The sequence below is a fragment of the Micromonospora sp. NPDC049580 genome, from assembly GCF_040675595.1.
In the GTDB taxonomy this organism is placed as follows: domain Bacteria; phylum Actinomycetota; class Actinomycetes; order Mycobacteriales; family Micromonosporaceae; genus Micromonospora.
This window is the reverse complement of record NZ_JBFAPG010000191.1, coordinates 1-10645: the sequence shown is the minus strand read 5'-3', so window position 1 is coordinate 10645 and position 10645 is coordinate 1. Positions and strand designations below refer to the sequence as shown.

Here is a 10645-nt window from a genome sequence, read left to right as displayed (position 1 = left end):
CCGCCCGCCCGGACGTGCGGGCCGTCGATCGGGCGGGCGGCCACGCCGCGCAGCACCTCCGGCGCCGCACGCACCACCGCGGCGTAGACGCAGGCGCAGCCGGTGCGGTACGCCGCCGCCTCGGCGCTCGCCACGTCTGCCCCGGTGACGTACCGCTGGCGCAGCTCGCGCTCGGCGGCGCCGTCGCCGCGCACCGCGGCGGCCCTGGCCCGGTAGTCGGCGGCCTCGCCGTCCTTGCGGGCGGCCACCTGCGCCATCTGAGCGACCACGTCGTCCGGCACCCGCGACGCGGGGATCCGGACGATCTCGGTCTGCCGGCCGGGCAGCGGCACCCGGCCGAAGACCGTCGACACCGACACGTCACCGAGCACCGCGGCCAGCCGCTGCGGCGGAAGGTACGCGTCGAGCATCACCAGGGCGTACGTCCCGTCCCCGGTGGCCGGGGCCGTCGGGCTCAGCGCGGCCAGATCGGCCGCGGCCGAACGCAGGTAGCCGGGGACCCAGTCGCCGTCGGCCACCCCGACGCGGGTCACCTCGCCAACCGTCCGGTCGCCCACCGGAGCATCGTCGGCGGCCCACACTGCGGTGCCCAGGACCGCCGCCGCGGAGAGCACGGCGGCCCAGGTGAGCACCCCGGACCGCCCCGACCGGTCACCGAGACGGGCCACCGCCCGGGTCAGCGGCGGCAGCAGCTGTTGGTCCAGCTGCCGCAGCAGGTCGCCGGCGCGCACAGGCGGGATCCCCTCGTCGGATCGATGTCGGGTGGTCGCCGCTCAGTCACGCAGGATCTCAAGCGCACGTTCCAGGTCGTCAGGGTAGTCGCTGACGAACCGGACCTCGTCCCCCGAACGGGGGTGCAAAAAGCTCAGTTCGCGGGCGTGCAGCCACTGTCGGGCCAGGCCGAGACGGGCCGAGAGGGTGGGATCGGCGCCGTAGGTGAGATCACCGACACAGGGGTGCCGCAGCGTGGAGAAGTGCACCCGGATCTGGTGCGTCCGGCCGGTCTCCAATCGCACATCGACCAGGCTGGCCGCCGGGAACGCCTCAAGGGTGTCGTAGTGGGTGATGCTCGGCTTGCCGCCGGACACCACCGCCCAGCGGTAGTCGTGGGTGGGGTGCCGGTCGATCGGCGCGTCCACGGTGCCCCGCAGCGGGTCCAGGTGCCCCTGCACCACCGCGTGGTAGCCCTTGTCCACCTCGCGGTACTTGAAGGCCCGCTTCAACGCCGTGTACGCCTGCTCGCTCTTGGCCACCACCATGATCCCCGTGGTGCCCACGTCGAGACGGTGCACCACGCCCTGCCGCTCGGCGGCGCCGCTGGTGGAGATGCGGTGCCCGATCGCGGCGAGCGCACCGATCACCGTCGGGCCGGTCCACCCCGGGCTGGGATGCGCGGCCACGCCCACCGGCTTGTCCACCACCACGATGTCGTCGTCGGCGTACACGACGCGCAGGCCGGGCACCGCCTGCGGCACCACGGTCGGTGGGGCGACCGGGGCGGGCAGCGTGACCTCCAGCCAGGAGCCGGCCTTGACCTTGTGGGAGTTGGGCCGGGCAGCGCCGTCGACGAGGGCGTCGCCCGCGTCGACCAGGGCGGCGGCTGCGGTACGGGAGAGGCCGAACAGCCGGGACACCGCCTGGTCCAGGCGCATGCCGTCGAGGCCGTCGGGCACGGGCAGCGAACGGTGGTCGCCACCGGCGGCGAACGCGGAGGTCATGCCCGCTCCCTCTGCTCGGCGTCGGCGGTGGCGTCCGCGTCGGCGGGGGCGCCGTCACGGCCGGCCCGCCGCCCGTCACGCTGGCGACCGGTCAGCTCCAGCAGCACGGCCAGCAGCACACCGCAGACCAGCGAGCTGTCGGCCAGGTTGAACACCGGGAAATATTCGCCGTACGGCCCGAAGACGCTGATCATGTCGACCACGTGACCGTGGAACGGAGCGGGCGCCCGGAAGATCCGGTCCATGAGGTTGCCCAGCGCGCCACCGAGCACCAGGCCGAGGGAGATCGCCCACGGCAGGGAACGCAGCCGCAGCGCCATCCAGACGATCCAGCCGACCACGCCGATGGTGATCAGCGGGAACACCCAGGTGTAGTTCGCACCGATGCTCCACGCGGCGCCGCTGTTGCGGGTCAGGCTCAGGTAGACCAGCCCACCCAGCACCCGGACCGGCTCCCGGTCGCTCAGCGCGGCCAGCGCGAGGTGCTTGGTAAGCAGGTCGGCCACCAGGGCCACCAGGGCCACCCCGGCGAGGATCGCGACGGCCCGGGGCCGGGGCTTGCCGCCGCCCGGGTCGGTACGGCCGGGGTCGGCGGGCGGTGCTGCGGTCATGCGCTCCCCATCGAGGTGTCTCGGCGGTGATCGCTCACCGCCTCATCGCAGACGGGGACCGGGCGTCAGCGCCGCTCCTCCAACTGCTTGCACGTCACACACAGGGTGGCCGACGGGAAGGCGGCGAGGCGCTCGACCGGGATCGGGTTGCCGCACCGCTCGCACCAGCCGTAACCACCCTCGTCGAGGCGCTCCAGGGCGCGCTCGACCTGCGTGATCCGTTCCAGAATGCTGTTGGCGAGAGAGATCTCCTGCTCCCGCTCGAACGTCTTGGTCCCGGTGTCGGCCTGGTCGTCCCCGGCCGAGTCCGTCAACCGATCGCGCTGCAGCTCGGTGATCTCGCTCAGCGTCTGATCGTACTCGGCGCGCAGCTCGTCCCGCCGCGCCGCCAGCGCCGCCCGGATCTTCTCGGTCTCCGCCGCGCTGCGGGTGGCCTTGGCCACCGGCTTGCGGCCGGCGGTCCTGGTGTCGGCTGGCTTCGCCATGGGTCGCTCCTCGGCCGCGGAGCCGCTCGGTCGCGGCACCTGGTCAGGGGCGCCGACGAAGGCGTCCCCCAAGTACGAAAAGGGGCGCACGGCGACGATGGCCGCGCACTCCGGAGGTTGGCAAGAATACGGAACGTACAGGCGTCCGACAACGTGGCGCACCGTCGCACCGCTCAACAGCCCCGAGCCCTGCCTAACCGGGGCAAAGGGAACGCTAGCAGATCAACCGACCGCCTCATCCCCGTACTCGCCAAACCATCGGGCCAGCCGACCGCGTCGGCTGACCGCCCGCAGCCGCCGTTCGGCGGCGTCGCGCACCCCACCGGTGGCGACGATCAGCAGGCTGTCGCCGGTTTTCAGCCGGGTGTCCGGGCCGGGCACGAAGCCCACCCCGTCGCGCAGCACGAGGGTCACCGAGGCGCCCAGCGGCAATCGCAACTCGTCGACGTGCACGCCGGCCAGCCGTGAGCCCGGAGGCACCTCAAGTTGGAGCAGATCGGCCCGCATCCGCTCCAGTGGCGCGGTCTCCACGTGGATCTCGGTGGCCTCGGCCGGCGCGGTGGTCCCCAGCCAGCGGGCGAACGGACCGAGCGTGCTGGTCTGCACCAACGTGAAGATCACCACCAGCACGAAGACCGCGTCGAAGAGGCGCTCCGCGCCCGGCACCCGCTCCGAGAGCGGAATGGTGGCCAGCACGATCGGCACCGCCCCGCGCAGCCCGGCCCAGGACAGGAACGCCTGCTCCCGCAGGCCAAGCCGGAACGGCAACGCCGAGACGGCCACCGACAGCGGCCGGGCCAGCAGCACCAGCGCCAGACCGGCGACCACCGCCGGCAGCACCGCCGCGTCCAGCCGGCCCGGCGAGACCAGCAACCCGAGCAGCACGAACAGCCCGATCTGGGCGACCCACGCCAGCCCGTCGGCGAAGCCGAGGATCGCCTGCCGGTGCGACAGCCGGGCGTTGCCCAGCAGCACCCCGGCCACGTAGACGGCGAGGAAGCCCGAGGCGTGCAGCACGGCGCCGGCGGCGTACGCCAGGACGGTGATCCCCACCGCCGCGATCGGGTACAGCCCGGCGGACGGCAGCGCCGCCCGGCGCAGCGCCCACGTACCGGCGAGGCCCGCGCCCACGCCCACCGCCGCGCCGACGCCCAGCTCGTAGCAGACCAGGCCGACCTCGTACCACCACGGATGCGACCAGCCCGCGTGCGACAGCAGCACCACCAGCAGCACCACCGGGGCGTCGTTCATGCCCGACTCGGCCTCCAGTGTGGCCACCAGCCGCGGTGGCAGCCGCAGCCGTCGCAGGGTGGCGAACACGGCTGCCGCGTCGGTGGAGGAGAGCACCGCGCCGTAGAGCAACGCCAGCCGCCAGTCCAGACCCAACAACAGGTGTACGGCGATGCCGACCACCACGATGCTGACGATCACGCCGACCGTGGAGAGCGCGGAGGCCAACCCGAGGACCGGGCGCAGCGCGCTCCACCGGGCGGTCAGGCCACCCTCGGCGATGATCACGATGAGCGCGCAGAAGCCGAGGGTCCGGGTCAACTCGACGTCGTCGAAGCGGATACCCAGCCCGGCCTCGCCGATGGCCACGCCGAGCGCCAGGTAGAACAGCAGGCTGGGCACCCCGAGGCGGCTGGAGAGCCGGACGGCGCCGACCGCCACCAGCAGCACGGCCGCGCCGAGCAGCAATGCGATGTCCAGCCCGGGCGTCACGGTTGCCGAGCCCGGGCGGTCCTCACCCTGCGGATCCGTCGCGCAGTCGGTGCAGCACGTCGGTCAGCTCGGGGCCGGGCCGGTCGACGACGAACAGCTTGTCCCGGCTGGTCGCGCCGGTGCGCAGCGACACCGCGGCCGCCCGGACCCCCAACGCGTCGGCGAGGGCGCGGCGGGCCGCCTCGGTCGCCCGGCCGTCCACAGCCGGAGCGTGGACCGCGATCACCAGGGCGGGCCCGTACGTGCCGTCGAAGCGGCCGCCGACGGTGTTCCGGGAGGCGCCAGGCTTCACCCGTACCGCGACGGTGAGCGCGTCCTGCGGGGGCACCGACACGGCTCTCAGATCGGCCGGGCGTCGGTGAGCAGGGCGGTGGCCGGCGCACACGTCGCACACGGCGTGAAGCCCAGCTCGACGGCCTCGGCGACCGGAAGAGTCTCGGGCACCCGGCCGGCCAGGCGTCGGCACCCGGCCAGGTGGTAGCGGGGCCGCCCGTCGACCACCACGACGGGGTCGGGCAGCCGGGAGACCCGGGCCGCCTCGGCCGGGGTGATCGGCTGCTCGGCCGGCTCGTCGGCCAGCGCGTCGACCGACATCGTGTCGGCGGGGTACGCCTCGTCGCCCCGGGCCACGAAGGGCGATGCCGGGCTGACGGACGAGGAGCGTGACCCGTCGGCCGGGGTCACGAACGGCGCCTCGGGCTCGAACGGCGGGGCCGCGTCAAAGGACGGGGCCGCGTCAAAGGGCGGGGCCGCGTCGGGGTCGGACGGCGGCTCGGGTGGTTGCCGCCACCCGGTGCCGCCGTTGCCGACCGTCGAAGGTACGTGCTGGACCGGCACATCCGGCTCGGCCAGCGGTGGACCGTACGCGAAACCCGGCTGGGCCTGGCTGGCCCTGCGGAATGTCGCGCGGTCCCGCGGACCGGCCCGACCGGGATCCGCCGTCGCGCGGTTGGCGGCTGCCTGGCGGGCGCCCACCACCAACGCGACGGCGGCCAGCAGACTGGCCGCGATGGAAATGGTCAACAGAATGCTGGAGCCACCGGCCAGACCGAACACCAGCAGCACCACAGCGACGAGGATGAGCAGAAGACTCGCGACTATCACGGCTCACCCCCGCCGCGTCGTACCGTCCAGGCAGGGCCGGCGACCGTCACCATCTGCGGACAGCGATCGCCGGCCGGTGCTCAGCGTCCGGCTTCGAGGGCGCCGGAGCGCCCGCCGCCGTACGAACCGGCGAGACCTGCCGCCGCCAGCCCGTTGCCGCCGGCGACCCGGCCTGCCTCGGAGCGGGTCATCTCGGCTTCGAGGCCCTGGCCGCGACCGTCGAGGTCCCGCAGCTGGCTCTCCAGGTACGCCTTGAGCCGGGTGCGGTACTCGCGCTCGAACTGCTTGAGCTCCTCGATGTGCTTCTGCAGGGCCGTGCGCTTGGCGTCCAGGCCGCCCATGGCCTCCTGGTGCCGCTGGCGGGCGTCCCGCTCCAGGGCGTCGGCCTTCGCGCGCGCCTCGCGGGTCACCTCCTCGGCCTTGCTGCGGGCCTCGGACAGCAGCTGGTCGGCCTCGCGGCGCGCGTCGGACACGTGGTCGTCGGCGGTGCGCTGGGCCATCATCAGCACGCGGAGGGCCTGCTGCTCACCGTCACCGGTGACGCCGCCGGCCGGGCCGCCGGTCGCGCGGACCTGCTCCAGCTCGGCCTGCATGGCGCGGGCGGCCTGCTCGGCAGCGGACTTGTCGCGCTGCACCCGGTCCAGTTGGGCCTTGACGTCGTTGAGCTCCGCCGCCAGTCGGGCGTCGCCGCCGGGGCCGGCGGGGGCACCGCCACGGCCGCCGCGCTCCACCTGGGCGCGCAGCTCGTTGTTCTCCTCGATGAGACGGGCGAGCTCGCGCTCCACCTCGTCCAGGAAAGCGTCGACCTCCTCCTCGTCATACCCCCGCTTGCCGATCGGCGGCTTTTTGAAGGCGACGTTGTGGACGTCGGCCGGGGTCAGCGGCATCGAAACTCCTCGGGTCAGTTGCGGCCGCGAAAGCGCGTCGGTCATCAGGCAGATGCCCTGATCGACGGCCCTAACACGAACTCCATCAGCACGAACAGGATAACCAGGAGCACAAGGGAGGCCAGGTCGATGCTCACGGTACCAATTCGCAGCGGAGGGATCACACGCCTCAACGCGTTGAGAGGGGGATCAGTGACGCTCCACACGGATTCCAGTCCTGCCGATGCGCCGCGTCCCGGCTGCCACCGCCGGCCGTACTGCAGAACGGCGCTCAACACGAACCGGGACAGAAGAAGAAGCAGGAAGACATAAAGGACCAGGTACAGCACTTGCAGTAAGATCGACAACACGGTCAGCGACGTCCCTCGGGTCGGGCGGGGTCAACTCAGGCTGAAAAAACCGCCCTCAGCGATCTTGGCCTTGTCCTCCGCGGTGACCTGGACATTGGCCGGTGAGAGCAGGAACACCCGATTGGTCACGCGCTCGATCGTACCGCGCAGCCCGAACGCCAGACCGGCCGCGAAGTCAACCAGACGGCGGGCGTCGGCCTCGTCCATCTCGGTGAGGTTGATGATCACTGGTACGCCGTCGCGGAAGTGCTCACCGATGGTGCGCGCCTCGCGGTAGGTGGTCGGGTGCAGCGTGGTGATCTGGTACCGCTGCTCCTCCTCGGGCACGGCCACGCGCTCCCGCGTCGCGGCCTGCGGCGCGAGGGCCAGATTGTCGCGCGTGTGGTACGTCAGCGCGCCCGACGTGTCGCCGGCCGAGGACCGCGTGATCGACCGTACGCTGGACCGCTCGGCCCGCTCCGGACGCTCACCGTCACCGCGGTCGGACTCGCCGCCACGCCCGGTGGACCGCTCGGAGAGCCGGCCCCGCTCGCTGGAGCGCGGCCGGGGAGCCGGTGGCTCCTCGGTGTCGTCGTCGTCCTCGTCGGCGAACTCCTCGGCGTACCGGCTCTGCCGGTACCGCGAGTCGCGGTAGCCACCCTTGTCGTAGCCACCGTCGTCGTAGGCCCGCTCGTCGTCTTCCTCGACGAGACCGAGCCAGACCCCCGCCTTGCGCAGTGCACCCATCCCGCGCCCTTCCGTCCGCCGTGCGGCACTCGCCCCCGTGCCATGTCGCCCGTCGCGAGTGGACAACCATGCCCATCGGACCGGAACGGCAATCCCCCTGGCGCGCGATTCGCGTCGCGCGTCACGACCCCCACAAGGATCCGCCGCCCTGAAACAACACTGATGTAATTTGCCTGTCTCGCGGTCAGGCTACCGCAGCGTGGGACGCATTCCGAGCAACGCGCTACCGACGCGGACATGTGTCGCGCCGTATCGGATCGCGATTTCCAGGTCGCCGCTCATTCCCGCCGACAACGCTGTCGCTCCCGGATGGAGCGTCCGAAACGCCTCGGCCACCTCGGCCAGTCGGGCGAAGGCCCGCTCCGGCGACCACCCCAGCGGCGCCACCGCCATCAGACCGGCCAACCGCAGCGCGGGCGCGTCGGCCACCGCAGCGGCGACCGCCTCCAGCCCCGCGCCCTCATCGGCCGAGTCGGGCAACGCGCCGCCGCGCGCCGGGTCGCCGTCGATGCTCACCTGCACCAGGGCGTCCAGCGGCCGTTCCCGCTCCGCCGCCGCGTTACCCAGCGCGCGGGCCAGCCGCACGCTGTCCACCGAGTGCACGACGTCGGCGTAGCGGACGACCGAGCGGGCCTTGTTGCGCTGCAACTGCCCGATGAAGTGCCAGCGGGGGCGTACGCCTGCCGCAGCCACCTCGGCGGCCTTGCCGGCCGCCTCCTGGTCACGGTTCTCCCCCATGTCGGTCACCCCGAGCCCGGCCAACGCCAGCACGTCCCCGGCCGGGTACGTCTTGGTCACGGCGATCATCGTGACGTCGGCGTGGTCCCGGCCCGCGTCCGCGCAGGCGTCGGCGATCCGGGCTCGCACCTGGGCCAGGCCGGCCGCGAGTTCGGCGCGGCGGTCCGGTCGTACCGTGGCTGAACTGTCGGTCATCGGCGGCGCTCAGGAACCGTTCTTGAGAAAGTCGGGCACGTCCACGTCGTCGAAGAGCACCCGGCGCGGCGACTGGGCCGGAGCCGGCAGGGTGGCCGGCGGCGGCACCGGGGTGCTCTGCGGCGCCGGCTGGTTGGTGTTGGTCTTGCGGGTCGGCTCGGCCGCCTTGTACGCCGGCGTGCCACCGTCGAAGCCCGCCGCGATGACAGTCACCCGCACCTCGTCGCCGAGCGCGTCGTCGATCACCGCGCCGAAGATGATGTTGGCGTCCGGGTGGGCCGCGTCGGTGACCAGCTGGGCCGCGTCGTTGATCTCGAACAGGCCCAGGTCGGAGCCGCCGGCGATGGAGAGCAGCACGCCGCGAGCGCCGTCCATGCTCTGCTCCAGCAGCGGGCTGGAGATGGCCGCCTCGGCAGCCTCGACCGCGCGGTTCTCCCCGCGGGCGCTGCCGATGCCCATCAACGCGCTGCCGGCGCCGCTCATCACGCTCTTGACGTCGGCGAAGTCCAGGTTGATCAGACCCGGGGTGGTGATCAGGTCGGTGATGCCCTGCACACCGGAGAGCAGCACCTGGTCGGCCGTGCGGAAGGCGTCCATCATGCTGATGTTGCGGTCACCGAGCGCCAGCAGCCGGTCGTTCGGGATGACGATGAGCGTGTCGCACTGGTTGCGGAGTTCGTCTATCCCCGTCTCGGCCTGCACCTGGCGGCGCTTGCCCTCGAAGGAGAACGGGCGGGTCACCACGCCGATGGTCAGCGCGCCGAGCTTGCGGGCGATGTTGGCCACCACGGGCGCGCCGCCGGTGCCGGTGCCGCCACCCTCGCCGCAGGTCACGAAGACCATGTCGGCGCCCTTGAGCACCTCTTCGATCTCGTCGCGGTGGTCCTCCGCGGCGTTCTTGCCGACGTCCGGGTTGGCCCCGGCCCCCAGGCCACGGGTCAGCTCCCGGCCGACGTCGAGCTTGACGTCGGCGTCACTCATCAGCAGCGCCTGGGCATCGGTGTTGATCGCGATGAACTCGACGCCCTTGAGCCCAACCTCGATCATCCGGTTGACGGCGTTGACGCCGCCGCCCCCGATGCCGACGACCTTGATGACCGCCAGGTAGTTGTGCGGAGGTGTCATCTCCGGTCCTTTCCTTCGAGATTGGCTTCGGCCGACCGGGTACGGCGTGGCCAGACCAGCGGCCGACGACAGCTGTCACCAGCGAGAGTCAGGGGTGAACCCTCACCCTCTACTAGAGGCTTACAGTTATGTCAACCACTGAACCTCTTCGGGGCAACGTAAGCGCCACCACGCGATGAGCCAAGGACCTGACCGGCGTGTCGCCGCCGGAGCGCGACTCGTCACGTCCGGAGCACGCTCGCCGGTCAGCGGAAGGTCACCACGTCCGGCGCGCTCACGTCGATGCGCTTGCTGTCCTCGTCGAGCAACGCGGTGGCCACCCGGGCCTTGTCCGTACCCCGCGTGGCGTCGCCCCAGACCACCGCGCGGTCTCCGCGCAGCCGCAGGCTGATCCGGGCCAGCCCCTCCACCCTCAGCTCCACCAGCTCGGCCCGCAGTTGCGGGGTCAGCGCCCCGAGCACCTCCAGCGCGGCCCGGGTGTCCGGGTCGTCGGCGGCGGGCCGGGCCACCTGCACCAGCGGCAGCCCGGCGGGGCGGCGGGCCACCGTCTGGAACGCCACGCCGCTGCGGTCGACAAGCGCGAACGTGTCCGCCTGCGGCACCACCGCCACCGCCGTCCGCTCGGTCACCCGGACCACAAGCGTGCCCGGCCAGTCCCGCGACACCGTGGCCCGCTCCACCGGCGCCAACGCGCCGACCCGACGCGCGGCGGCCGCCAGATCCACCCGGGCCAGGGGCACCCCGTCGGCCACCCCCACCGCGTCGCGCACCTGCACGTCCGTGACCAGCCTGGCGCCCTCGACCGTCACCGTGCGGACCCCGAGCAGCCCGGTACCGAGGACCGTCCAGGCGACCATCCCGAGCAGGGCCAGCACCCCGGCGGCCACCGCCCACGGCAACGCCGCCCGCATCCGGCGCTGCCGGGCCCGGGCCATGAAGCGGCGGGTCGACGCCGGCACCGCGTCGCTGCCGGCCCGGACCAAC

The 10645-nt window shown here is 72.8% G+C and carries 13 protein-coding genes; all 13 read right to left on the bottom strand.

Features of this window, described 5'->3' with window-relative positions:
- On the bottom strand, nucleotides 1-731 hold a 731-nt coding region (locus AB0J68_RS17210), incomplete at its 3' end, for a hypothetical protein (RefSeq protein WP_363939317.1).
- Nucleotides 732-773: 42 nt separating this feature from the next.
- On the bottom strand, nucleotides 774-1718 hold the full coding sequence (locus tag AB0J68_RS17205) for an RluA family pseudouridine synthase (protein WP_354856143.1): 945 nt from the start codon (nucleotides 1716-1718) through the stop codon (nucleotides 774-776).
- Nucleotides 1715-2329 (bottom strand): signal peptidase II, encoded by a 615-nt coding sequence (gene lspA / locus AB0J68_RS17200; protein WP_354856142.1) that lies wholly within the window; start codon nucleotides 2327-2329, stop codon nucleotides 1715-1717. The genes AB0J68_RS17205 and lspA overlap by 4 nt, the downstream gene beginning before the upstream one ends.
- Nucleotides 2330-2394: 65 nt before the next feature.
- Entirely contained in the window at nucleotides 2395-2814 is a 420-nt protein-coding gene (locus AB0J68_RS17195) for a TraR/DksA C4-type zinc finger protein (protein WP_007463005.1), read from the bottom strand.
- 222 nt (nucleotides 2815-3036) lie between these two features.
- Nucleotides 3037-4536 (bottom strand): potassium/proton antiporter, encoded by a 1500-nt coding sequence (locus AB0J68_RS17190; protein WP_354856141.1) that lies wholly within the window; start codon nucleotides 4534-4536, stop codon nucleotides 3037-3039.
- 22 nt (nucleotides 4537-4558) lie between these two features.
- Complete coding sequence (locus AB0J68_RS17185; RefSeq protein WP_354856140.1) at nucleotides 4559-4870, bottom strand: DUF167 domain-containing protein; 312 nt, start codon at nucleotides 4868-4870, stop codon at nucleotides 4559-4561.
- A 5-nt stretch (nucleotides 4871-4875) separates the two neighbouring features.
- On the bottom strand, nucleotides 4876-5640 hold the full coding sequence (locus AB0J68_RS17180) for a hypothetical protein (protein WP_363939314.1): 765 nt from the start codon (nucleotides 5638-5640) through the stop codon (nucleotides 4876-4878).
- Nucleotides 5641-5720: 80 nt separating this feature from the next.
- The gene (locus tag AB0J68_RS17175) at nucleotides 5721-6527 is read right to left on the bottom strand and encodes a DivIVA domain-containing protein (RefSeq protein WP_007463015.1); all 807 of its coding nucleotides are present in this window, start codon (nucleotides 6525-6527) and stop codon (nucleotides 5721-5723) included.
- A gap of 44 nt (nucleotides 6528-6571) precedes the next feature.
- Nucleotides 6572-6877, bottom strand: coding sequence for a YggT family protein (locus AB0J68_RS17170; RefSeq protein ID WP_088949372.1), 306 nt, complete (start codon nucleotides 6875-6877; stop codon nucleotides 6572-6574).
- Between the two features lie 30 nt (nucleotides 6878-6907).
- Complete coding sequence (sepF, locus tag AB0J68_RS17165) at nucleotides 6908-7603, bottom strand: cell division protein SepF (RefSeq protein ID WP_354856138.1); 696 nt, start codon at nucleotides 7601-7603, stop codon at nucleotides 6908-6910.
- A 189-nt stretch (nucleotides 7604-7792) separates the two neighbouring features.
- Nucleotides 7793-8536, bottom strand: a complete 744-nt coding sequence (locus tag AB0J68_RS17160; RefSeq protein ID WP_354856137.1) for a YggS family pyridoxal phosphate-dependent enzyme — start codon at nucleotides 8534-8536, stop codon at nucleotides 7793-7795.
- Nucleotides 8537-8545: 9 nt separating this feature from the next.
- Nucleotides 8546-9661 carry a cell division protein FtsZ gene (gene ftsZ, locus AB0J68_RS17155; RefSeq protein WP_234588050.1) on the bottom strand — a complete coding sequence of 372 codons (1116 nt, stop codon included), beginning with the start codon at nucleotides 9659-9661 and terminating at the stop codon, nucleotides 8546-8548.
- Nucleotides 9662-9906: 245 nt separating this feature from the next.
- Nucleotides 9907-10644: an FtsQ-type POTRA domain-containing protein gene (locus tag AB0J68_RS17150; protein ID WP_363939312.1), complete on the bottom strand. Its 738-nt coding sequence runs from the start codon at nucleotides 10642-10644 to the stop codon at nucleotides 9907-9909.
- Nucleotide 10645 lies beyond the last annotated feature (1 nt).